The 26,228-nt window shown below is 69.1% G+C and carries 7 protein-coding genes; 3 read left to right on the forward strand and 4 right to left on the reverse strand.

Annotated features, from left to right (window positions below; translation table 11 throughout):
* The first annotated feature begins 240 nt into the window (after nucleotides 1–240).
* Genes ACFWPK_RS05295 through ACFWPK_RS05305 form a run of 3 tightly spaced genes read left to right on the forward strand, consistent with a single transcriptional unit; the run spans nucleotide 241 to nucleotide 20,638 of the window.
* Entirely contained in the window at nucleotides 241–18,300 is an 18,060-nt protein-coding gene (locus ACFWPK_RS05295; RefSeq protein WP_378913306.1) for a non-ribosomal peptide synthase/polyketide synthase, read from the forward strand.
* Nucleotides 18,300–20,426: an AMP-binding protein gene (locus ACFWPK_RS05300; protein WP_378913308.1), complete on the forward strand. Its 2,127-nt coding sequence runs from the start codon at nucleotides 18,300–18,302 to the stop codon at nucleotides 20,424–20,426. The genes ACFWPK_RS05295 and ACFWPK_RS05300 overlap by 1 nt, the downstream gene beginning before the upstream one ends.
* Nucleotides 20,423–20,638, forward strand: a complete 216-nt coding sequence (locus tag ACFWPK_RS05305) for an MbtH family protein (RefSeq protein WP_378913309.1) — start codon at nucleotides 20,423–20,425, stop codon at nucleotides 20,636–20,638. Before ACFWPK_RS05300 ends, ACFWPK_RS05305 begins: the two co-directional genes overlap by 4 nt.
* Before the next feature lie 48 nt (nucleotides 20,639–20,686).
* Here ACFWPK_RS05305 and ACFWPK_RS05310 read toward each other — a convergent pair whose 3' ends face one another.
* The 4 genes from ACFWPK_RS05310 to ACFWPK_RS05325 form a co-directional block, all read right to left on the reverse strand.
* Nucleotides 20,687–22,102, reverse strand: a complete 1,416-nt coding sequence (locus tag ACFWPK_RS05310; RefSeq protein WP_378913310.1) for a DUF1254 domain-containing protein — start codon at nucleotides 22,100–22,102, stop codon at nucleotides 20,687–20,689.
* An 80-nt stretch (nucleotides 22,103–22,182) separates the two neighbouring features.
* Entirely contained in the window at nucleotides 22,183–23,397 is a 1,215-nt protein-coding gene (locus ACFWPK_RS05315) for a TetR/AcrR family transcriptional regulator (RefSeq protein ID WP_378913311.1), read from the reverse strand.
* Between the two features lie 12 nt (nucleotides 23,398–23,409).
* Nucleotides 23,410–25,353, reverse strand: a complete 1,944-nt coding sequence (locus ACFWPK_RS05320) for an acetoacetate--CoA ligase (RefSeq protein WP_378913312.1) — start codon at nucleotides 25,351–25,353, stop codon at nucleotides 23,410–23,412.
* A gap of 56 nt (nucleotides 25,354–25,409) precedes the next feature.
* Nucleotides 25,410–26,225: an HpcH/HpaI aldolase/citrate lyase family protein gene (locus ACFWPK_RS05325; RefSeq protein WP_378913313.1), complete on the reverse strand. Its 816-nt coding sequence runs from the start codon at nucleotides 26,223–26,225 to the stop codon at nucleotides 25,410–25,412.
* Nucleotides 26,226–26,228: the final 3 nt, after the last annotated feature.

Raw genomic sequence — 26,228 nt, forward strand, 5'->3', positions numbered from 1 at the left:
GATGTAACTGACAAAGCCGTTGGAGGAATGATCAACAGCTAGGCACCCGCGACGGACACCTCGTCCGTTGCCTCGGCGGCCCCTCGGTCGTCGATCTCGTCCACATGATCTGTCGGGGATCTTGCGCGAGTGTGGCGGCACGCCCACCGCGTTCATATCGAATCTTTCGGTTCACGAGGTGTATTCGTGCTGCCCGAAAACATTCGATCTGCTGTTCTTTCGCGATACGAGGAGGCTCTGGTGCACGGTACGGAGTTGGGTGGGTTCAGTGCGCGACCACAGGAAGCACAGGTTGTCGGTCTGCCGTTTCCGCTGACCCCGGCCCAGCTGGGTGTCTGGTACGCGCAGCTGCTCGACCCCGACGTCCCGATCACCATCGCCCAGTACGTCGACATCGACGGTGAGCTGGATGCCGCTGTGCTGCAACAGGTTACGGCCGAGGCCGCACACGCGTACGGTTCACCGCTGGTGCGGATCGGCGAGTTCGACGGCGTCCCGCACCAGTACGTCGACCACACCATCGCGGTCGAGCAGGAGCTGCCGCTGATCGATCTGCGCCACCACGACGACCCCGTGGCCGCCGCGCACGAATGGATGCGCGCGGAGTTCGGCGCCCCGATCGACCTGCTCACCGACCGGCTGGTGGCCGGCGCGGTATTGCGGGTGGGCGACGCGCGCTGGTTCTGGTACCTACGCGGCCATCACATCGTGCTCGACGGGTACGGCGCATTCACCAACTCCCAGCGCATCGCCGAGCTCTACACCGCGCGGATGCTCGACGCCCCGGCCCGCGAGGTGGTGCCGGGTGAGCTGTCGGTGCTGGTCGAGGGCGAACAGCGCTATCGCGAGAGCACCCGTTTCGTCGGCGACCGTGAGCACTGGGCGCAGCGCATCGCCGGCCTCGACAGCCCCACCGCGCTCGACGGCCGTACCGCGCCGCGTTCGGCGATCAACCTGGTGACCGGCGGGCGCCTGTCGGAAAAACTGGTCGACCGGCTGGAAACCATTGCCGCCAGCGATGATTCGACGATCTCCGCGGTACTGCTCGCCGCCTTCGCCGCCTATCTCGGCCGTCTCACCGACCGCCCGGACGCGGTGCTGAGCCTGCCCGTCACTGCCCGGACCACCGCGGTCATGCGTCGCTCGGCGGGGATGCTGTCCAATATCGTGCCGCTGCGACTGCCGACGGGCGCGGCGGGTTCGGCCGCCACCTGGGGTGAGCTGCTGCGCGCGGCGCGGGTCGAGGTGGCGGGTGCGCTGCGTCATCAGCGCTACCGTGCCGAGGACATCCGCCGCGACGCCGAGGACGACGGCCGCCCCGCCCGGCGCGCGCTGTTCGGCCCGCTCGCCAACTTCATGCTCTTCCGCAGTGACCTCACGCTCGGAACCACCACCGGCCGATACCGGGTGCTGTCCACCGGCCCGATCGAGGACCTGAGCCTCAACGTCTACTACGGCGACCGCGACCGCGTGCACGTCGATTTCGAGGCCAACCCCCACCTCTACGACGCCGACACCCTGGCCAGGCACCACGCCCGCTTCCTCGGCTTCCTCGAGCGTTTGGCCGCTGCCGACCTGGACACCGCGCTGAGCGCGATCGAGGTGGCGACCGAGCTGGAACTCCAGGTCAGCACCCGAATCTGGAATTCCACCCGGTTCGATGTCGACGCCGCGCTGGCCGAGCGGTCGGCGCCGGTGGCCACCCTGCCCGCCCTGTTCGAAGCCCAGGTCGCGCGCACCCCCGACGACGTGGCCGTGCGCATGGCGACGTCATCGCGCACCGACGCGCCCAGCGATGCCGACGGCGCGCATTCCGGGGACGCGACGCTGACCTATCGCGAGCTGGCTCAGCGGGTCAACCGGCTGGCCCGGCGGCTGCGGGCCGACGGCATCGGCCCGGAATCGCTGGTGGCGCTGAGTATTCGGCGTTCGCCCGAGCTGGTCGTGGCGATGTACGCGGTGCTCGCCGCGGGCGCGGCCTACGTGCCGATCGATCCGGATCATCCGGCCGAGCGCATCGCGCACATCCTCGCCACCGCCGCCCCGGCCGCGGTACTCACCACCACCCGCGACCGTGCCCACGTCGACGGGCTGCCGGTGCTGGCCGTGGACGCCATCGAGCTGGGCGACTACGACGACGCCCCGCTGACCGACGCCGACCGCACCGCGCCGCTGCGCCCCGGTCATCCCGCCTATGTCATCTTCACCTCCGGCTCCACCGGTCTGCCCAAGGGCGTCGCGGTCGAGCACGCCGCGATCGTGAACCGGCTGGTGTGGATGCAGCAGACCTACCGGCTGCACGGTGCCGACGTGGTGCTGCAGAAGACCCCGATGACGTTCGACGTGTCGGTGTGGGAGTTCTTCTGGCCCTTGCAGATCGGCGCCACCCTGCTGCTAGCGGAGCCGGACGGCCACCGCGATCCCGGGTATTTGCGCCGTGTGATCGCCGAATACGGCGTCACCGTCGCGCATTTCGTGCCGTCGATGCTCGAAGTCTTTCTGGCCCAACAGGAAATCGCCGAGCGCACCTCGCTGCGACTGGTCTTCGCGTCCGGCGAGGCACTGCCCGCCGCGCCTGCCCAGCGGCTGCGGCTGCTGACCGGTGCCCGGCTGCACAATCTCTACGGCCCGACCGAGGCCGCCGTCGATGTCACCTTCCACGAGGTGAACGACAGCGACCGGGTCACGGTGCCGATCGGCGCGCCGGTGTTCAACACCCGGCTCCATGTTCTCGACTCACGGCTGCGGCCTGTTCCGGTCGGGGCTCCGGGTGAGCTGTATCTGTCGGGGGTACAGCTCGCCCGGGGTTATGTAGGACGTCCCGAGCTCACCGCCGGACGTTTCGTCGCCGCGCCCGCGGTTGTCGCCACCGACGCCGGGTCCGGTGTCGCTGTCACGCACCCGCTGCCGGGTGAGCGGATGTACCGCACCGGCGATCTCGTCCGCTGGACCACCAACGGCGAGCTGGAATATCTGGGGCGCACCGACTTTCAGGTGAAGCTGCGTGGTCTGCGGATCGAGCTCGGCGAGATCGAGGCCGTGCTGGAGAGTGTCGATTCCGCGGCGCGTGCCGTTGTGCTGGTCCGTGACGACGCGGGTGTCGGCGAGCAGCTGGTCGCCTATGTCGTGGAAGCCGAGCCGGGCTCGGTCGCGATCGCTGATCTGCGCGAGGCCGCACTGCGCGCGCTGCCCGCCTACATGGTGCCCGCCGCGTTCGTGCTGCTCGATGCCCTCCCGGTGAACGCGTCGGGCAAGCTGGACCGCAAGGCGCTGCCCGCCCCCACCCGCACCGTCGTCACCTACGCCGAACCCGTCGGCCCGGTGGAACAGACGGTGGCCAGGGTGTTCGGTGAGGTGCTCGGCCTCGACCGCGTCGGCCGCGACGACGACTTCTTCGCCCTCGGCGGCAACAGCCTGGTCGCCACCCAGGTCGCGGCGCGCCTCGGCGCCGACCTCGGCTGCCGCCTCGGTGTGCGCGACCTGTTCGGCGCGACCACCGTCGCCCGCCTCGCCACCGCCATCACCGAACGCGACGACACCGGTGTCTCGGCCCAGCTCCCGGTGCTCACCGCGCGCTCCCGCCCGGCGCTGATTCCGCTTTCTCCAGCGCAGCAACGAATCTGGTTCCTCAACCGCTTCGACCCCTCGGCCCCCGGCTACAACATGCCTTTCGTCATCCGCATGCGTGGCACCGCGGATCTCCCCGCCCTGGTCGCCGCCCTGAACGCGGTTGTCGACCGCCACGAAGCCCTGCGCACCGTGTTCCCCGCGGTCGATGCCCCTGGCGGTGAGGTCGCCGAGCAGGTCATCCGCGATGCCGGACTGGTCCGCATCGGCGATCCCACCGAAGTGTCGGCCGCCGAGCTCGATGCCGAGCTGACTCGGTTCGCTCGCGCCGGATTCGATCTCGAACGCGAAGCTCCGTTCCGTGCGGGCATCTTCGTCGTCCCGGCGACCGCCGACACAGCTGTGGACAACTCCGCACCGCGCCGATCCGGCGTCGCCACTGAGCCCGTCGGCAGCGATGGTGCGGCGTTCGTCGGCGAGCCGGAGTGCGTACTCGCTGTCGTGCTGCATCACATCGCGGCGGACGGTGTTTCGTTGCAGGTGCTGGTGCGCGACGTGCTCACCGCCTATCGTGCCGCCACGGACGGCGTCGACCCTGGCTGGTCGCCGCTGAGCGTGCACTACGCCGACTATGCCCTCTGGCAGCGCGAACTCCTCGGCGCCGAAACCGATCCACAGTCGCTTGCCTCGCGCGAAATCGCGTTCTGGGAGCGGACTCTCGCGGGTCTGCCCGACCAGCTCGAGCTGCCCTCAGCGCGTCAGCGGCCGATCGAGCCGAGCATGCGCGGCGCACGCACCGCCTTCACCATCGACGCCGACCTGCACCGTCAGCTCGCCGACCTGGCGCAGCAGGCAGGCGCTTCGCTGTTCATGGTCCTGCACACCGCGCTGGCCGTGCTCCTCGCGCGCCTGTCCGGGACCACCGATATCGCCATCGGTACCGGTGTCGCGGGCCGCGGCGACCGCGCCATCGACGACCTGATCGGCATGTTCGTCAACACCCTGGTGCTGCGCACGGAGGTCGACCCGGCCGCGAGCTTCATCGCCGCGCTCGAGCACACCCGCGAAACCGATCTCGCCGCCTTCGCGCACGCCACCGTTCCCTTCGATCGCCTGGTCGACGTCGTGAACCCGGCTCGCTCGCAGTCCCGTCACCCGTTGTTCCAGGTGGCGCTCAACTTCCAGGCCGTTCTCGACACCACTTTCGAGCTGGCGGGCTCGCCGGTCACGGTCGGTGAGATCGAACTCGACATCACCAAATTCGACCTGCAGATCACCCTCGCCGAACGACGCGGTGCAGCGGGCGAACCCGCAGGCATCGAAGCCGTCACCCTCTACGCCACCGACCTGTTCGACGAACCCGAGATGCACACACTAGGTGCGCGTTTCGTGCGACTACTGTCGGCGGCAGTCACCGCCCCCGACACTGCGGTCGGCGACCTATCACTACTGTCGGCGCCCGAACTTTCCCAGCTCACCGGTATGCGCGGAGGACCGGTGACCGCCACCGGTCTGCTTCCCGACCTGCTGGCCACCGCCGTCGCGGCCGACCCGGATCGCGATGCGGTGACCGACGGCGACCGCACCCTCACCTACCGCGAACTCGACCGGGCGTCGTCACTCCTGGCCAGGGTCCTCATCGACAGTGGGATCGGCCCCGACGATGTGATCGCCGTCGGCATCCCCCGCTCCATCGAATCGGTCCTCGCGGTGTGGGCTGTCGCGAAGTCCGGTGCCGCCTGGCTGCCGGTCGATCCGAGCTACCCGCTCGATCGGATCACCCATATGGTGTCCGATTCCGGTGCGCGACTAGGTCTTACAGTGTCCGAGTCGCAGCCCGCGCTGCCCGGCCCGATCGACTGGCTGGTCCTCGACGAACTGAAGCTGATGGCCGAATGTGCTTGGCGTTCCAGTGATCCCGTCACCGACGTAGACCGCGTCCGCCCCCTGCGCACCCAGCACCTCGCCTACGTCATCTACACCTCCGGCTCCACCGGACTCCCCAAGGGCGTGCTGGTCACCCAGGCGGGCATCGCCGGGTTCGCCGCCGAGGAAACCGCCCGCATGTTCGGCACCGCCGACGCCCGCGTCCTGCAGGTCGGCTCCCCGTCCTTCGACATCTCGGTGATGGAATTCCTGCTCGCCGTGAACTCCGCCGCGACGCTGGTGATCGCCCCGCTGGGTCGCCACGTGGGAGACGAACTGGCCCAGCTGCTTTCGGAGCAGCGCGTCACACACGCCCTGATGACCCCGTCCGGCTTGGCCGTTCTCGACCCCACCCGGCTCGACGCCCTTCGCATGGTGATGGTCGGCGGCGAAGCCTGCCCGCCCGACCTGATCGCCCGCTGGACCACCGGACCCGTCCCGCGCGCGTTCGTGAACGCCTACGGCCCCTCCGAGACCACGGTCGCCACCAACATCAGCGCCCCCCTCACCGCCGATTCCCCGCTGACCCTCGGCACGCCACTGCGCGGCATCACCCAGTGGGTACTCGACGCCCGCCTGCGACCGGTCCCCGCCGGCGTCGCAGGTGAGCTGTACGTCGCGGGTGCCCAGGTGGCCCGTGGCTACCGCTCCCGCGCGGCCCTCACCGCGACCCGCTTTCTCGCCTGCCCGTGGGCACCGTCCGAGCGCATGTACCGCACCGGCGACCTGGTCCGCTGGACCACCGAAGGCACCCTCGAATACCTGGGCCGCAACGACGACCAGGTCAAACTCCGGGGTTTCCGCATCGAACTCGGCGAAATCGAAACCGCCCTGCTCGCGCTGCCGTCGATCCGCCAGGCCGTCGTGCTCGTCCGCGCCGACGCGCACCGCGGCGACCAACTCGTCGCTTACCTCGTGCCCGCTGCCATCGGCGAAGCGCATGCCGGACGCGAGGCTGCCGGAATGGCGGAGGTGGTCGGTACCGATGTCGACGCGATCACCGCTGCCCTGCGCGGCATCCTCGCCCCGCACATGGTGCCGTCCGCGTTCGTCGTGATCGACGCGCTGCCGCTCACCCCCAACGGCAAGCTCGATCGCCGGGCGCTGCCGGAGCCGGTGTTCACCGCGCGCGCCTTCCGTGCGCCCGCCGCGGGCACCGAGTCCGTGGTGGCTCAGGTGTTCGGCGAGGTGCTCGGGGTCGAGCAGGTCGGTGCCGACGACGACTTCTTCGCGCTCGGTGGCAACTCTCTCGTCGCCACCCAGGTGGTGTCGCGCCTCGGCACCGCGCTCGGTCGCGCGGTGTCGCTGAAGGCGCTGTTCGAGGCGCCGAGCGTCACCGCTCTGGCTGCTCTGCTCGGCTCGGCGGAAGTGGTCGAGCCAAGGCTCGCGCTGGTGGCAGGGCCACGGCCGCCACGGATTCCGCTGTCCTACGCCCAGCAGCGCATGTGGTTCCTGAACCAGTTCGACGCCGACTCGGTCGCCGACAATATCGCCGCCGCCATCCGCCTGACCGGCGCCATCGACTACGCCGCGATGAACGCCGCCGTCGCCGCGGTCTTCGCCAGGCACGAGGCCCTGCGGACCCGCTACCCCGCCGTCGACGGCATCCCGTTCCAGCAGGTGCTCGACGCCGGCCAGCTGACGATCACCCTCGAACCGCACGCGATCGCCCCGATCGACCTCGACACCCGGATCCGCGCGCTGGCCGCCATCCCGTTCGTGGTCGACCAGGAACCCCCGGTCCGCCTGCACCTGCTGCACACCGCGACCGATGAGCACGTCCTAGTCCTCGTGCTGCACCACATCGCCGCCGACGGCTGGTCCGTCGCACCACTGACCCGCGACGTGATGGTCGCCTACGCCGCCCACCGGTCCGGCACCGCACCGCAGTGGACGCCATTGCCGGTGCAGTACGCCGACTTCGCCCTCTGGCAGCGCGATGCGCTCGGCGACGAGGACGACGCCGATTCGTCCATGTCGCGGCAGATCGCTTTCTGGACAACGGAACTGGCCGATCTCCCCGACCTGCTCTCCCTGCCGAGTGACCGTCCCCGCCCGGCCGTAGCCTCGGGGCGCGGTGCGCGCCAGGCATTCACGATTCCCGCCGCGATCACCGAGCGACTGCGCGGCATCGGCGCACAAGCCAACGCCTCGCTGTTCATGGTGCTGCACGCCGCATTCGCCGCCACACTCACCAAACTGTCCGGCCAGCAGGACATCTCGATCGGCACCCCGGTCGCCGGTCGCGGTGACCAGGCGCTCGACCACCTGGTCGGCATGTTCGTCAACACGCTCGTGCTGCGCACCGAGCTCCGGCCCGAAGCCACCTTCGCCGAACTCCTCGCCACGGTCCGCGACGGCGACCTGCGCGCCCTCGCCAATACCGACGTCACCTTCGACCGTCTCGTCGAGGTGCTCAACCCCGAGCGCTCGACCGCCCGGCACCCGCTGTTCCAGGTGATGCTCGACTTCCAGAACAACTCCCGAACCGAACTCGAACTCGCGGGCCTGACCGCCTCGGAGATCGAGATCGACACCCACACAGCCAAATTCGATCTGCACCTGACCCTGCGCGAGACCGCGGACGGACTGCTCGGCCGTTTCGAGTACGCCACCGACCTCTTCGACGCGCAGACCGTCGCGGATTTCGGCACCCGCTTCCTGCGGCTGCTGGATACGGTGACCGCCGATCCCAGCGTCGTGATCGGCGACATCGACCTGCTCGATACCGCGGAGCGCACCCACCTGCTCGACGTCTGGAACGACACCGCGTACCCGGTCCACGAGCGCATGACACTGGTCTCGCTGTTCACCGCGCAGGCCGAGCGCACCCCGGATGCGACCGCGGTGACCTTCGAAGGCGAATCGCTGAGCTATTCCGAGCTCGTCGAAAACGTGAATCGCCTGGCCCGCCTGTTGATCTCGATCGGCGTCGGTCCCGACCGCACCGTGGCTCTCGGCATGCGTCGCTCGACCGACCTCGTCGTCGCCATGTACGCGGTCCTCGCCGCGGGCGGCGCCTATGTGCCGCTCGACCCGGACCACCCGGCCGAGCGCATCGCCCAGGTGATCGCCGCCGCCGACCCGATCTGTGTCCTGACCCGTGCGATCGACGACATCGACCTCTCCGCGGTGGACTCCGAAGACGCGCCCGCCACCGTTCGCCCCGCGATTCTCGATCTCGAGCAACTCGACACCACGGACTACTCGTCCGAACCGATCACCGACGCCGACCGCCTCGGCACCTTGACACCCGGGAACGCCGCCTACCTGATCTTCACCTCCGGCTCCACCGGCAAGCCCAAGGGCGTCGTCGTCTCCCACGCCGCCATCGTCAACCGCCTGGTCTGGATGCAGGACGCCTACCGCCTGACCCCCGACGACGCCGTCCTGCAGAAGACGCCCGCAACTTTCGATGTGTCGGTGTGGGAGTTCTTCTGGCCCTTGCAAATCGGGGCCCGCCTCGTCCTGGCCCGGCCCGACGGGCACCGCGATCCGGCCTACCTGGCCCAGGTGATCGACACCGAGCAGATCACCGTCGCCCACTTCGTCCCATCGATGCTCGCGGTCTTCGTCGCCGCGATCGTGCAGGCCACAAGCACCGAACCGGCCGGGAACTGCGCATCGCTGCGCCTGGTGTTCGCGTCGGGTGAGGCGCTGCCGCCCGCACCTGCCCAGCTGCTGCGTCAGCGCACCGGTACGGCTGTGCACAACTTGTACGGGCCCACCGAGGCCGCGGTCGACGTCACCTTCCACGAGGTGATCGACGCCGACACCGTCTCCGTCCCGATCGGTGCACCTGTGCACAACACCCAGGTGTACGTCCTCGACGGCCGACTACGCCCGGTCCCCGTCGGTGTTCCCGGCGAGCTGTTTCTGGCCGGCGCTCAACTCGCACGCGGTTACGCGGGCCGCGCCGATCTGACAGCGGACCGCTTCGTCGCCAACCCCTTCACCCCTGGCGAACGCATGTACCGCACCGGCGACCTCGTCACCTGGACGGCCGACGGTGAACTGGGGTACCTGGGCCGCACCGACTTCCAGGTGAAGCTGCGTGGTCTGCGGATCGAGCTCGGCGAGATCGAAGCCGTACTGTCCGGACTTCCCGAGATCACCCAGGCCGCGGTCGTCGTCCGCGACGAGACCCTGGTCGCGTATCTCGTCGCGCCACAACACGTCGACGTGGACGCGGTGAAGTCCACGCTGATCCGCGCCCTTCCCGCCTACATGGTTCCCGCCGCCTTCGTGGTGCTCGACGAATTCCCGCTCAACGCCTCCGGCAAGCTCGACCGAAAGTCGCTGCCCGCACCGAGTTTCGAGGCCGCGGTGTTCCGTGCGCCGACCACCGAGGTCGCACGCATCGTCGCCGCCACCTTCGCCACGGTGCTCGGCTTTCCCGCCGATCGCGAAGTCGGTCTCGACGACGACTTCTTCGCCCTCGGCGGCAACTCCCTCAATGCCACCCAGGTCGCGGCTCGCCTCGGCGCCGCCCTCGACACCCAGATCCCGGTTCGGCTGCTTTTCGACGCACCGACCGTGGCCGACCTGGCCGACCGGTGCACCGCCCTGCGCGGCACCGGTGGCCGCCTCGAACTCACCACCCGCGAACGACCCCGGCGGATTCCGCTGTCGGCGGCACAGCGCCGGATGTGGTTCCTCAACCGCTACCTCGCCGACGTCGAGGGCATCGGCGACGCTGTCGACAACATTCCCGTCGCGCTCCGACTCGCCGGCGACCTCGATATCGCTGCCATCGAAGCCGCCCTCGCCGACCTGGTCGCCCGGCACGAATCCCTGCGAACCAGCTACCCCGACGGGCCGGAGGGCGCCGAACAGCTGATCTCGGCCACAACAGCACTCACCCTGCGGCCCGAGGAGATCACCGAGGCGGAACTGCCCGAACGCCTGGTGTCCTGTGCCGCGGTCCGATTCGACCTCACCACCGAAATCCCGCTGCGTGCGGCCTTGTTCGCGGTGAACGGCGACCACATACTCGTCTTGGTGGTCCACCACATCGCCGCGGACGGCTTCTCGCTCGGCCCACTGGCCGCCGACCTGATGGCCGCCTACGCCGCCCGCCGCGAAGGCGTCACCTCCACCTGGGCACCACTGCCGATCCAGTACGCCGACTACGCGCTCTGGCAGCACGAAAACCTCGGTGACGCGGCAGATCCCGAATCGCTCGCGCACACGCAACTCGCCTTCTGGCGCCGTGGCCTAGCCGGTCTCCCCGAGCAGCTCGACCTGCCGACCGACCGGCCCCGCCCCGTCGAATCCACCTACCGTGGCGCCGTCCACCGCTTCCAGATCGACTCCGATCTGCACAGCGAACTGCGCGAACTGGCCCGCAAGCACGAGGCCACCCTGTTCAGCACGGTGCACGCGGCCCTCGCCGTCTTGCTGGCCCGGCTGTCCGGCGCCGGCGATATCGCCATCGGCACTCCGGTCGCGGGCCGTGGCGAGGCCGCCCTCGACGGACTGATCGGCATGTTCGTCAACACCCTGGTCCTGCGCACCCAGATCGACCCGCGCGCCGAATTCGAAACCGCCCTCGACGCCGTCCGCGCGGGCGACCTCGACGCGCTCTCGCACGCCGACATCCCGTTCGAGCAGGTCGTCGATGCCGTCGACCCGGCGCGGTCGCGCAACCGCCACCCGCTGTTCCAGGTAGCCCTGGTACTGCAGAACTTCACCGTCCCCGCGCTCGCGGCAGCGGGACTACGCGTGGAGCCGGTCGATTTCGATGCCGCCGTGGCGAAGTTCGACCTGCAGTTCACTGTCGGCGAATCCGTCGACATCGACGGTCGCGCGAACGGCATGTCAATCGAAATCGCCTACGCCACCGATCTGTTCGATGAGCCAAGCGTCGCGGTACTGGCCCGCCGCTTCACCCAGGTGCTGGCCGCCGTCGTCGCCGACCCGACCGTCGTGGTGGGCGACATCCAGCTGCTCAGCGCCGAAGAACAGCAGCGCACCCTGCACGATTGGTCGTCCACCGGCGCTTCGGTGGCCGCCGCCGACACCATGGTCGACCGGTTCACCCGCGCCGCCACCCTCGACCCGAACGCCGTCGCCGTGAAGGCGGGCGAGCTCGCCCTGACCTACGGCGAGCTCGACGAGTGGTCCAACCGGCTCGCCCGACGTCTCGTCGCCGCGGGCGTCGGCCCGGAATCACTGGTTGCGGTATCACTTCCGCGCTCGGTGGAGCTGCCCGTCGCCTTGCTCGCGGTGCTGAAGGCGGGCGGTGGCTACCTGCCGATCGACCCCAACTACCCCGCCGATCGCATCGAATACGTCCTCGACGACGCCCGCCCGCACTGCGCCATCAGCAACGACGACACCGGCCTGGCACGTGACTGGTTCGGTGGCCCGGTCATCGACCCCGCCGCGGCCAACCTGTCCGACTTCGCCGCCGAGCCACTGACCGACGCGGACCGGCGGACGCCACTGGCCCCCGCCAACGCCGCCTACGTCATCTACACCTCCGGCTCGACCGGCCGCCCCAAGGGCGTCGTCGTTCCGCACTCGAATGTTATTGCGCTGCTGGACAACACCGCACAGCGCTTCGGCTTCGGCCCGTCGGATGTGTGGACCATGTTCCACTCCTACGCCTTCGACTTCTCGGTATGGGAGTTGTGGGGCGCCCTGCTCCACGGCGGCTCGGTCGTCCTGGTCGACTACTTCACGTCCCGCTCGCCCGAACAGTTCCGTGAGCTGCTCCGCACCGAACGCGTCACCGTCCTCAATCAGACGCCGTCCGCGTTCTACCAGCTCATCGCCGCGGACCTGGCCACCCCGGCGCCCATCGAATACGCCTTGCGCACAGTGATATTCGGCGGCGAGGCACTCGAGCCCCAGCGCCTGGCAGGCTGGTTCGCCCGCCACCCGGACTCGCCCCGCATGGTGAACATGTACGGCATCACCGAGACCACCGTCCACGCCTCCTACCGCGAGATCACCCCGAACACCGGCTCCGCCAGCGTGATCGGCGGCGCCATCGCGGGACTGACAGTGCGCGTACTCGATTCGCGTCTGCGCCCTGTCCCGGTCGGCGTCCCCGGCGAAATCTACGTCTCCGGACCACAGTTGGCGCGCGGCTACCTGGGCCGACCCGACCTGACCGCGAGCCGCTTCGTCGCCGACCCCTACGGACCGCCCGGATCCCTCGCCTACCGCTCGGGCGACCTCGCCCGCTGGACGGTTGTGCCCGACGATCTCGCGCTGTCACCTTCGGCGACCGTCGACACCCGCGTCGATCTCGAATACCTGGGCCGCGCCGACCAGCAGGTGAACCTGCGTGGCTTCCGTGTCGAACTCGGTGAGATCGAGGCGGCGCTGCTGCACAGCTCGGTGGCCCCGCGCGAAGTCGCGGTGCTGGTCCGTACCGACCTCGTCGACGAGCCGCGAATCGTGGCCTACCTGGTCGCGGAGTCCGCCGACATCGACACCGCCGCCCTGCGCAAGGAACTGGCGCGAACCTTGCCCGAGCACATGCTCCCGGCAGCCGTCGTGCCGGTCGACCGCATCCCGCTCACGGTCAACGGCAAGCTCGACCGTGCCGCACTCCCCGCACCCGTCTTCGAGACCACCGTCTACCGCAAGCCCGCCACGATCACCGAGCAGATCATCGCCGACGTCTACACCGAGGTCCTCGGCCGTACCGACGACCAGCCGGTCGGCGCCGACGACGACTTCTTCGCCCTCGGCGGCAGCTCTCTGCTGGCAGCCAAGGCCGTGGCCCGGGTCGGTGCCGCGCTGGACCGGCGTGTCGGTGTGCGGACCCTGTTCGAGGCGCCGCGCGTCGCCGAGCTGGCCGCGGCGGTCGATGCCCAGTCCACGGTCGATCGGCCCGCGCTCGTCGGCCGGGCCCGTCCCGAGGTCCTTCCGCTGTCCCCGGCCCAGCAGCGAATGTGGTTCCTCAACCGCTTCGACCGCGCGTCGGTGGCCTACAACATCCCGTTCGCGCTGCGCCTGAGCGGTGCGCTCGATACCGGAGCCCTGCGGGCCGCGATGGCCGACGTGGTCGCCCGGCACGAGTCACTGCGCACCATGTACCCGGTCTCGCGAGCCGCCGATACCGACGTCGACGGCACCCCGATGCAGTCGATCGTGGCGGCCGCCGACGCCGTTCCGTCGCTGGAACCGATCGCGATGACCGATGCCGACCTCCCCGCGGCGATTCGCGAACTGGCCGAGACCACCTTCGATGTCACCGCCGAGATCCCGGTGCGCATGCGCCTGTTCCAGGTGGCCGACACCGAATTCGTGCTGGCCGCCGTGATGCACCACATCGCGGCCGACGGCTCCTCCATCGCACCCTTCGTCGCCGACCTGATGCGGGCGTACACCGCCCGGCTCGCCGATACCGCACCCGGCTGGGCACCGCCGGCCGTGCAGTTCGCCGACTACGCACTGTGGCAGCGCGACCTGCTCGGGGACGAAGCCGACCCGGAATCCGTTGCCGCCCAGCAGGTCGGCTACTGGCAGACCCAGCTCGCCGGACTGCCCGATCAGCTGGCCCTGCCGACCGACCGGCCGCGACCGGCCCGGCAGAGCCTGCGCGGCGACAAGGTGAGCTTCACCGTCGACGCCGATCTGCACGCCGCGCTGATCGCCCTCGGCCGTGGCAACGGCGCCACGCTGTTCATGGTGGTCCACGCGGCCTTCGCGGCCCTGCTGGCCCGGGTCTCCGGCACCGCAGATATCGCTGTCGGCACCCCGAACGCGGGCCGCGGCGAAGCCGAACTCGACGAGGTCATCGGCATGTTCGTCAACACCCTCGTCCTGCGCACCCCGGTCATGGGTGACGCCACGTTCACCGACCTGCTCGCCGCGGCCCGCACCGCCGACATCGCCGCGTTCTCACACGCCGATGTGCCGTTCGAGCGGTTGGTCGAGGTGCTCAACCCGGCCCGCTCCACCGCGCGGCACCCGCTGTTCCAGGTCGGCTATTCGTTCCAGAACCACGAGCGCGGTCAGCTGGAACTCCCCGGCCTCACTGTCTCGAGTATCGAATTCGATTCCGGCGTAGCGCAGTTCGACCTGCACCTGTTCGCCCTCGACAACTACGCCGCCGATGGCGCCCCAGCGGGCATCGAGATGGCCCTCGGCTACGCCACCGATCTGTTCGACGCCGGAACTGCCGAACGCTTCGCCGATCAGCTGCGCCGCGTTCTCGTATCCGTCACCACCGCAGCGGATGTCGTCGTCGGCGACCTCGACCTACTCGGCACCGATCGCACCCTGCTCCTCGAAACGTGGAACGACACCGCCCATCCGGTCGAGCAGACCACCCTCACCGAACTGGTCGCCCGCCAGGCGAACCGGACCCCGGACGCGCTCGCGCTGGTCGACGACGAGACCGGCGAATCCCTGGACTACGCCACCTTCGATGCCCAGGTCAACCGTGTCGCCCGGCTCCTGATCGCCGAGGGTGTCGGCCCGGAACGCACCGTCGTGCTGGCCATGCGCCGTGGCATCGACCTCGTGATCGCCATGCATGCCGTGGTCCGGGCGGGCGGCGCGTACGTGCCGATCGACCCCGACCACCCCGTCGACCGCATCGCCTACATCGTCGCCACCGCGGCACCGCTGTGCGTGCTCACCACCGCAGCCGACGGCCTGCCGATCTCCGTGGACGTACCCGTCTTCGAACTGGATCACCGTGCCCTGCGGGATCTTTCGACGGAACCGGTGACCGATGCCGAGCGCATCGCCCCACTGCGCCCCGCGCATCCCGCGTACATCATCTTCACCTCGGGTTCCACCGGTCGGCCCAAGGGCGTCACCGTCCCGCACGCCGCGATCGTCAACCAGATCGCCTGGCTACACGACCGCTTCACCATGACCGCCACCGACCGCGTCCTGCTGAAAACCCCTGCCACCTTCGACCTCTCGGTCTGGGAATTCTGGTCCCCGCTCACCTCCGGCGGCGCGCTGATCGTCACCCGATCCGGCGACGAGCGCGACCCAGATCGTCTGCGCGCCAACATGACCCGGCACGGCGTCACGGTCCTGCACGCGGTGCCGTCTCTCGTCGGCATGCTCCTTGCCACCGAAACCGCACCGGCACTGCCCGATTCGCTGCGCGCCGTCCTCGCTATCGGTGAAGCACTGCCCGCCGCCGCGGCTACCGAGTTCCGCGCCAGTGGCACCGAAGCTGTCCTGCACAACCTGTACGGCCCGACCGAGGCCGCGGTCTCGATCACCGAATACGAAGTGGCCCAAGACCCGACGCATGTGGTCCCGATCGGCACGCCTGCCTGGAACAGTGCAGTGTACGTCCTCGATGCCCGGCTTCGCCCGGTCCCGATCGGCGTAGCAGGCGAGCTCTACCTGTCCGGTGACCAGCTGGCCCGCGGCTACCAGGGTCGCCGGTCCTTGACCGCCGACCGCTTCGTCGCCAACCCCTTCATGACCTTTTCCGCCGGGGCAGGACACCGCGGCGTCGGATCGCGGATGTACCGCACCGGCGACATCGTGCGATGGCGAGCCGACGGCACCCTCGAATACCTCGAACGCGCCGACTTCCAAGTCAAGATCGGTGGCTTCCGCATCGAACTCGGCGAGGTCGAAACAGCCCTGCTGCGCTGCGCCGATGTGCGCGCCGCGGTCGCCGTGGCCAAGACCGACGAGCGAGCGGGCGCCCGCCTGATCGCCTATGCGGCGGTCGCCGACCTGACTCCCGGCGACGAACAAGCCATCGCGGCCCGACTGCGCGGCGAGCTCGCCGCCGACCTGCCCGCCTACATGGTTCCCGCCGCACTGGTGGTGCTCGACGCGTTGCCCCTCAACGCCAACGGCAAGGTCGATCGCGCCAAACTGCCCGAACCCGACTTCGCCGAGGCGGCCTTCCGTGCCCCGGTCACCGCAGTCGAACAGCTCGTCGCACAGACCTTTACCGAAGTGATCGGCTGCCCGACCGTCGGCTTGGACGACGACTTCTTCGCCCTCGGCGGCAACTCGCTGATGGCAACCCGCCTTGCCGCCCGCCTCGGCGCCGCACTCGGCGCCCAAGTCCCGGTAGCCGCCGTGTTCGACGCCCCCACCGTCGCCGCACTGGCCGAACACCTCGCCACCGCCGACCGCACAAGCGCCCGCCCCCCACTGACCAAACGCACGAGCGAAGGCCCCGCGGTCCTCTCCCCGGCACAGCAACGCATGTGGGTGCTGCATCAGTTGTCACCCCAGTCGGCGGCATATCACATCCCCGCCGCGATCCGCCTCACCGGCGACCTCGACCTACCCGCCCTGCAAGCGGCGATCGCCGACCTCCTGGCCCGCCACGACACCCTGCGCACCCGCTACCCGGACACCGCCGCAGGCCCGGTCCAGCAGGTGATGCCCGCCTGGTCCGCCGCCGTCGATCTCACCCCGATCCCGGTCGCGGCCGCCGATGTGGACTCCCGGATCGCGGCCCTCGTCGCGCAGCCGTTCGACATCACCGCCGCACCCCCGGTCCGGGTCGCGCTCTACCGGCTGGGAGCCGACGATCACGTCCTCGTCGTCGTGGTGCACCACATCAGCGCCGACGGCTACTCGATCGACCCGCTCACCCGGGACCTGGTGCGCGCCTATGTAGATCGCAGCCAAGGGCGCGCACCCGGTTGGGGCCCGCTGGACATCCAATACGGCGACTTCAGTACCTGGCAGCGCGACCTGCTCGGCTCCGACGCCGACCCCGGCAGCGTGCTCACCCAGCAGCTCGCCTACTGGACCCGCGAACTCGCCGGCGCACCTGAACTGCTGGCTCTGCCGACCGACCGCCCACGCTCCTCCCGGCGTGAAATGCTCGGTGAGACCGTTGAATTCGAGATCGATGCCGCGCTCACCCGCAGCCTCGACCAGGTGGCCCGCACCAACGGAACCACCCTGTTCACCGTGGTCCACAGCGCCCTGGCAGTCCTGCTGGCCAAACAATCGGGCAGCGCGGACATCACCATCGGCGCCCCGGTATCCGGTCGCGGCGCCCGCGAGCTCGACGACCTCGTCGGCATGTTCGTCAACACGGTCGCCCTGCGCACCGAGATCGACTCGCGCGCACCGTTCACCGACCTGCTGGCCCAGGCGAAGCGTCGCGACCTGGCCGCCCTCTCCCACGCGGATGTCCCGTTCGAGCAGGTGGTCGATGCCATGGGCCGCACCCGCACCGGCGCCTACACCCCGCTGTTCCAGGTGATGTTGACCTTCCAGAACATGCCGCCGGGCGGTATCGACCTACCCGGCCTACACGTTCGAACCCTCGACCCCGGCCTGACGGAAGCCAAGTTCGACCTGCACCTCACCGCCCTGCAGCGTTACACGGACAACGGCGCTCTCGACGGCCTCGATGTCCACTTCGGCTACGCCACCGACCTTTTCGACGCGTCGACGGTCGAAGCGCTGGCCGAACGGTTCCGCAAGGTCCTCACCGCCGTCGCCGCCGATCCCACTGTCGCGGTGCGTGCCATCGACATGCGCACCGACGCCGAAAAGACCCCGATACCAACCACTTACACCATTGCCGATCTTCCGGGCCTCGTCGGCTCGGCAGCTCGGCTCGCGCCGGCGACCGTGGCATTCGCCCACGGCGAGCACGCCATCTCCTACGGAGCACTCGACGCCAAGCTCACCGCGGTGAGCAGGGCGATGGGAGCGAAGATGAAACCTGAAGCGCTGGTGAACGTCGCGCTGGCCGGCCTCGTGCCCGGCGTGCTCGCCGCACTCGGCGCCGCGGGTCTGTCTTCCACTCTGCAAACACTGGTGACCGATGCTGCCGCGGTAATCGCCGGGGCAGGGTCGGTTGACGACTCGGAAGGACAACTCTGATGTCGCACACGGATTCGGTCACGACCGCCGCCACCCTCGCCGCGCTCCTGCGTGACCTGGACGGCGATCGACCACGTGACCCGGCGACCCTGCTCGCCGCCTTCTCCGCTTACGCCGACCGCGAGCCCGACACCCTCGCGGTGCGCGACGGCGAGACAATCCTCACCTACGGCGAATTGGCCGAGCGGGTCGACGCGCTGGCCGCGGCCCTCGTCGAGCACGGCGTCGAACCCGAGACCACCGTCGCGGTCTCGCTGCCACGCTCGGCCGAACTCGTCGTCGCCGTGCACGCGGTGCTGGCCGCGGGTGGCGCCTTCGTCCTGCTAGACCCCGCTACCCCCGGTGACCAGCAACGACGCGCCGTCGGACTGGCCGCGCCCGCATTGATCCTCACCAGTGACGGAACGCCGCACCCCGCCGGGTTCCCGGTTCTGTACACCGATGCCACCGTCGAAATCACCCCCGATGAGCTACCGGGGCCGAGTGCGGACAACCCGGCCTACTTGGTGGTCGATGTCGATGCCTCGACCGCCGTGGTAGTCGGACATCGTGCGGCACAGGCGAATTCGAATTGGCGCCAACGGCTCTGCGGTATCGGTATCGGCGACTCCGTGCTCTGGCACGCGCCGCTGACCGGACAGGCCGCGGTGGGGGAGATGCTGCTCGCTCTGCAGACCGGCGCCACGCTGGTGGTCTCGCCTTCGCAAGCTCTCGCCGACGCGATCGCCGAAACCGGTGTGACCGCAGCATGTTTCGATCATCTAGAGCTTGCCGAACTGGCGGCGCTACCCGATGCCGAGGAACGCCTCGACTCGCTGCGTGTCGTGCTCGGCTCGGGCGGGTCACAACTGGCGAAAACCGCCGCCGCCCTGCGCGCGGTGAGCGGAGCGACCCTGTGGCACGTCTACGGCAGGCCCGAGACCGCCGGTGAGTTCGTCGCGCACGAGGTGACCGGCGCCGATCTGGAGGTCGTGCCGTTCGGATCGGCTGCCGACGACGTCGAACTGCTGATCCTCGACGAGCACCTGTGCCCGGTCGCCGACGGCGAAATCGGCGAACTCTACGTCTCTGGTGTGCAATTGGCGCGCGGATACGTCGGCAGACAGGCCACCGCCGCGACCTTCCTCGCCAACCCGATCGGCCCGGTGGACGACCGCATGTTCGCCACCGGCGACCTGGTGCGTCGCAGACCACCGGGCGATGCATGGACCGCCGAAATCGAGTTCGTCGGCCGTGTGGACGACGGGCCCTGTTCCCGTTCGGCCGGCCTCCCCGACGAGCTACTGCTCGACGAGTTCGAAGCGCAAGCCACCGCAACCCCTTTCGACCCGGCCGTCGTCCATGCGCCGAGCGACGGCCCGACATCGATCATCACCTACGGTGACCTCGACCGGCGCACCAACCAACTGGCCAGGCATCTGACCGCCCTCGGCATCGGCCCGGAATCGGCTGTGCTCGTGGATGTTCCACGTTCCATCGAGTTCGTGGTCGCCACCTACGCGGTCCTCAAAGCCGGGGGCGCGGTAGTGCCGACAGACACCGCGAACCCCCTGCTCCCACCGGTCGTCAACCCGGCACTGGCCCTGACCATCGCCGCCCGCGAACACCTCGGGGCATACGACATCCCGACGGTCGCGGTCGACCGGGTCGACCTGTCGGCCTACTCCAGCGAACCGATCGCCCGGAGCGAGCATCGCGCCCCGATCCTGCCGCAACACCCTGCCTTCGTGCTGTTTCCCCCCGGCACTACCCACAGCGTCACCATCAGCCACGCCGCCGCCGTCCACCGGGTAACCGCCATGCAGTCGCGCCACACCCTCACCACCCGCGACGTCTACCTGCACCAAGCCCGCACCGGTGACGTCACCGCGTGGCACGGCTACCTGCTCCCGCTGCGCGTGGGCGCGACCGTGGTCCTCACCGAACCGCCCGACCCCACCCGATTAGCCGCCCTCATCACCGCTTACGGCATCACCACCACCGACTTCACCCCCCACTTCACGCCCGCCCGCCCCACCCACGGCGACCGCCTGTTCCGCACCGGCGAGCTGGCCCTCAACGACATCGAAGGCACCCCAGCGGCATTGGCCCACCTCGGCACTCTCATCAGAAAGGCCACCCCATGACCAACCCTTTCGACGACGAAAACGCCCAGTTCTACGTCCTGATCAACACCGAAGGCGAACACTCCCTCTGGCCCACCTTCGCCGCCGTCCCCGGCGGCTGGACCGTAGCCTTCGGCGCCGCCCCCCGAACCTCCTGCCTCCACTACGTCGAATCCCACTGGCTCGACATGCGCCCCAACTCCCTCATCGCCGCCATGTCCAACAAACCCTGAGCCCGCCCTCGCGTTCGTCATCGAGCCGCTCAGATGATCGACGTCGATTCAGTCGACTCGGGTCATCGGTGGTGGTTCCCATTTGCCGTCGAGGGCGTCCGCGCGCGGTGCGTAGAGGCGCATGGTGAGGGAGAAGTCTCCGGTTCGGGGGATGGGGAGCCAGTTGCCGGTGGGGGTGGCGGGGCGTGGGTCTTGTTGCTGGATGGCCAGTTCCACGGAGCCGTCGGGGGCTGCGACCACGGTGGGGAAGTGGCCTACCGAGTAGATCTGGTCGGGGTTGGGGACCAGGAAGCCTTGGGGGTCGTAGGCGGTGATCGAGGCGAAGGCTTCGACGGGGGGCCATCGGCCTGGTTCGAAGCGGATCCGGTAGCGGAGGGGGTTGCCTCGGCCGTCGGTGGTTGGGGCGTCCCGGTTCGCGTAGATGACGTCGCGAATGGGGGCAAGGGCGGGGGAGCGTTTGGTGGTGGCCGCGCGGCGGAGATAGTCGGTGCCGAAGGTGCCGAGGTCGACGGGGATCTCCCAGCCGTTGGCGTGGCGGGCGGTCGGGTCGGTCCAGTCGGCGATACGGCGCTGTGCCTGGCGGACCGCTTCGTCGAGAACGTCGGCGGGGAGGTTGTCGACAACCCCACCCGGCTGAATGTCGATCGCGGCCAGCTCGGCCATCAGCGGTGCGTCGGCGGCGGCGGGTGGACCGCTGAGCATCAGCCGGCACAGGCGATTCAAGTAGGTGCGGCCGTCCATGGCGGCGATCCGTTTCACGGGCGGTTCCGGTCCGCGGTCGATCGCGTGGACCCGGCTGATCGTGCTGTCGTATTCACCGCGTTGCCAGGCGCTCAACGGGATGAGCTTCAGTTCGTGCTGCCAACGGTTGACGTTCGGTGCGTCCGCGGTGCCTTTGATCTGGATTCGCCCGACGATCGTGCTCAGGGCCGACGGCATGTGCAGCCGGGTCATCCGCGCGGGCAGCTCGCCCGTCCACTTCGGCCCGGTGATGACGTAGGTGAACGGCGGACCGTCGGCGTCCACGGTGGTCCGCGGATCTTTACTGGTCAGATCGTGCACGGTATCGGCCCACCCGTCGACCAGCTGGAACAGCCAGAACCGGTCGGGTTCCATCCCCGGAATCTGCAGCACCAGCGGCTCGTCGGTGAGGTCGAGCCACGCTTGCGAATACACCATGTCGTGGCTGAGCAGCGCCACTCCACGGTCCATCGGGTCGGGCAGAACGCTGTGATCGAGGGTGTTGGCCGGGGCGCTGGCCGCGCGCATCATGTCCTGCAGGATCATCGGATAGCCGAAGATGTAGGCGTCGATCGCCAGGGCGAGCACATCCGGAGGGCCGGTGGGGTGGATCGGCCCGAACGTCGAGTCACCACCACACCCGGGCAACACCGCCCCCACCGCGACCGCGGCACCGAGACCGAGCAACGATCGCCTGGTCAGCGCACTCGCGCGGGGATCCATGCACGCTCCGTTCGACGGCCTGATCGCCGAGCGTATGCCGCCCCGGGAGCGGTCCGCCTCATCCGCGGCGGGTGAAGTGGTCAGCCGAGCAGCACCCGCCGCATCAGGAAACCCACCCTGGCCCGGCCCGCGATCGGGTTGTCGCCGAAGCTCTGACCGAGGTCGATGACCATCGCGAACGCCGCGTGCACCAGGAACCGCGCCTCGGCCGCGGAGAGCTCGGGCCGCATATCGCGCACCAGCCGCGCCCATTCCTGCACGCTCAACCGCTGGATATTGCGCAGCACGGCGCGTTCCTCGGCGGGCACGTGCCCGAACTCGGCGTAGTACACGACGGCAAGCGCCCGCTCGTCGAAGGTGTCAGCGACGAACTGGTCGACCAGCACACCCAGCGCCGCGCCGCTGTCGGGCGTGCTCGCGACAGCGGGTCCGATCGCCCCGGACACCCGATCCGCCGCCCGCCGGAACGCGGCCGCGAGGATGTCGGTCTTGCCGCGATAGAACCGGTACACCGCCGATGCCGCCGACAACCCCGCCGCCGAGGCGATGTCCTCCACGCTGACGTTCGGATAGCCGCGTTTGTGGAACAGCTCCACCGCTTTACGGAGCAGCAGTTCATGTTTGAACGATTCCGGGATCTCGGCGCGGGCGCCCTGCTCCGAAACAGTCGCGGCAGGCGGCAATTCGGTGTCGGTCAGCGCCATACACGCCGAACCGAGCAACTTGTTCAGCGTGCGAACGGGCAGTGCGGCGTGGTGATCGGCGATGCTGGTGATCACGCCGAGGATCGCCGTGGAGACCATTCGCTGCTCAGCCGTGGTCAATTCGGGACGCAAGAGGGCCAACTGCCCGTCGAGCGCGACCAGCACCGAACTCTGCTGCTCGTCGAGCACCACCCGATCCGTCGGCTCGAGGTAGCGGCCCTCCCATCGCACCAGCCGTACCGTCGCACGATTCTCCACGGTCGCGCCGATCAGTCCGGTCAGCATGTGCCGCAACCGTTGTGCGGCGGGTAGCGGGTCCTCGGCCGCCACCACGATCGACGCGGTGAACGCCTGCCCGACCCGAAGTAACTCCTCCCGGAACAACGCGTACTTGCTGGGGTAGTGCCGGTACAGCGCGGCCGAGCTGATTCCCAGCCCGGACGCGATGTCCTCCATGCTCACCCCGTGATACCCGGCGGCCCCGAACGCGACCGCCGACGACGCCGCGATCTGCGCCCGACGATTCTTCGGCCTACGCCGCACTTCAGTCCCAGCTACCCCACGTGCCCCACGAGTATCGCTGACATTCATACGAGAAGTGTATTAGCCCTTGTCGGGCGGGGTGATCCGGGCATACCAGTCGAGCAGTGCTGGGTCGTCGACGGCGCTGCGTTCGACCACTCGGGCGGGGTCGGCGCCCTGGAAGAGCTTCTTGATGGGGACTTCCAGTTTCTTGCCGGTGCGGGTGTGGGGGATGCCGGGGGCTTCGCGGATCTCGTCGGGGACGTGGCGGGGGGAGACCTCGGTGCGGATCGCCGTGGCGAGGCGGGTTTTCAGGTCTTCGGTGAGTTCCGCGCCGGGGGCGAGCACGACGAACAGCGGCATCCAGTAGCCGCCGTCGGGTTGTTCGGCGCCGATCACCAGCGCCTCGGCGATCTCGGGAAACTGTTCGACGACCTGGTAGATATCGGCGCTGCCCATGCGGATGCCGTGGCGATTGAGCGTGGAATCGGAGCGGCCGTGCACGACGATGCTGCCGTGTTCGGTCAGAGTGATCCAGTCGCCGTGGCGCCATACACCGGGGTAGGTGTCGAAATAGGCCGCGTGGTAACGCTTTCCGTCGTCATCACGCCAGAAGCTGACCGGCATCGACGGCATGGGTGCGGTGACCACCAGTTCGCCGACCTCGCCGCGCACGGGCTCGCCCTGCTCGTCGAAGGCGGCGAGGGCGACGCCCAGATACGGCGCCGACAGCTCACCCGGCCAGACCGGCACGGTCGGTACACCGCCGACGAACGCCGACACCACGTCGGTACCGCCGCTGATCGAGTTCACCTGAACATGCTCGCCCGCGTTCTCGTTCAACCACAGCGCGCTCGACACCGGCAGCGACGAACCGGTGATGCCGACCGAGCGCAGGGCCGACAGATCGTGATCGGCGCGTGGCACGGAACCCGCTTTGATGCAGCCCAGCACATAGCCGGGGCTGGTTCCGAAAACGCTGACACCTACCTGAGCGGCCATGCGCCACAGGGCATCCGGTCCGCCCGCGGTCGGGCTGCCGTCGTAGGTGACGATGGTGGCGCCGGTCAGCAGCCCCGCTACCTGGAAGTTCCACATCATCCAGCTCGGGCTGGTGTACCAGAAGAACGTGTCGTCGGGGCCCATGTTCGATTGCAGCGCTACGGCTTTCAGGTGCTCGAGGAGCACACCGCCGTGGCCGTGGACGATGCCCTTGGGCAGTCCGGTGGTGCCGGAGGAGAACACGATCCACAACGGGTGATCGAAATCGACAGGGACAGTTTCGATCACACCGAGCCCGGCATCGGCGACCGCGTCCGTCCATGGCAGCGCGTCGGACACCTCGAGTCCGAGCTGCGAGACAACGACGGTGGCGCGCAGGCTGGGCAGCCCATCCCGCAATGCCGCGATGTCGGCTCGCTTGTCGTGTTCCTTGCCGCCGAAGCGGTAGCCGTCGGCGGTGACCAGCACCGTCGGGTCGAGCTGGCCGAGCCGGTCCAGCGCGGCCTTGGCGGAATAGTCCTGACCGCAGGCGCTCCACACCGCGCCGATGCTGGCGGTGGCGAGGAAGGCGACGATCGCTTCCGGGATATTGGGCAGGTAGCCGATCACCCGGTCGCCCGCTTCGACGCCCTGCTCACGCAAGGTGCGCGCGAAAACCGTGACCTGCTCGATCAATTCGGCCCAGGAAACTTCCTCGGGCTCGGCGTCCTCGTGCAGGGCGATGACCGCCGGGCGGCCGAACTGGGCCATCCGGATGATCTGGTCGACATAGTTCAGCCGGGTGCCCGCGAACCACTCCGCGCCCGGCATCTCGCGCGAGCCGAGGACCTCACCGGCGGTCTCGCCGAGTTCGAAGTAGTCCCACACGGCCTGCCAGAAGCCGGCGATGTCATCCACCGACCATTGCCACAGGGCCTGGTAGTCGGGGTATTCGTCGCCGGTTCGCGCGGTGACGAAGGCGGCGAAATCGGTGATTCGGGCCGACGCGACGTCGTGTGCGTTCGGTACCCATTGCGGTTGCACCGGATGTCCTCCTCGAACTGGACTACTTCGGATATCGGGAGATGGTTACCCGATGTTCAGCCGGGCACGCCCGCGCGCCGGACGATCTGTTCGGCGTGCCGCAGCACCGGCGCGTCGACCATCCGACCCTCGAACGCGAAGACGCCGCGATGGTTGGGCACCTCCGCCAGCACCCTGTGTGCCCAGTCGAGCTCGGCGGGATCGGGTGCGAAGCCGTCGCGGATCACCGCGACCTGACTCGGGTGGATGGCGACCTTGACGTCGAAACCGACGGCGACCGCATCGCTGGTCTCCGCGGCGAGGCCGGCGAGATCCTTGATGTCCAAGTACACCGAGTCCAGGGCGAAGCGGCCGAAAGCCTTGGCCGCCAGCAGGGTCGACGAGCGCACGTGCCGGGCGACCTCCCGGTAACTGCCGTCGGCATGCCTGCTCGAGTTGCCGCCGAGCCCGGCGACCAGATCCTCGGCGCCCCACATCACGCCGATGGCATTGTCTGCCTGCACCGACTCGGTGATCCGCACCGCGCCGAGCGGCGATTCGACCAGCACGATCACCTCATAGCCCGCGAGGCTGCGAACCTGTTCGGCCGACTCACATTTGGGCAGCATGATCCGGCGGTAGGCGGTCCGGGCGAGTACCGCCAGATCGGCCGCGTACTCGTCGGTGTCGGCCGCGTTGACGCGAATCACCGTGTGCTGCGGGTCGAGTGGGGTCTCGATCAGCGCCTGCCTGGCCGCGGCCTTGTCGCCCGCCGCGACGCCGTCCTCTAGATCGAGGATCACCACATCGGCCACCGCGGCGGCCTTCGCGAAGCGTTCGGGGCGATCGGCCGGGCAGAACAGCCACGCGGGACCACTGGGCTGCCAGCTCATACT

It is taken from the genome of Nocardia sp. NPDC058519 (assembly GCF_042719755.1).
Lineage (GTDB): Bacteria > Actinomycetota > Actinomycetes > Mycobacteriales > Mycobacteriaceae > Nocardia.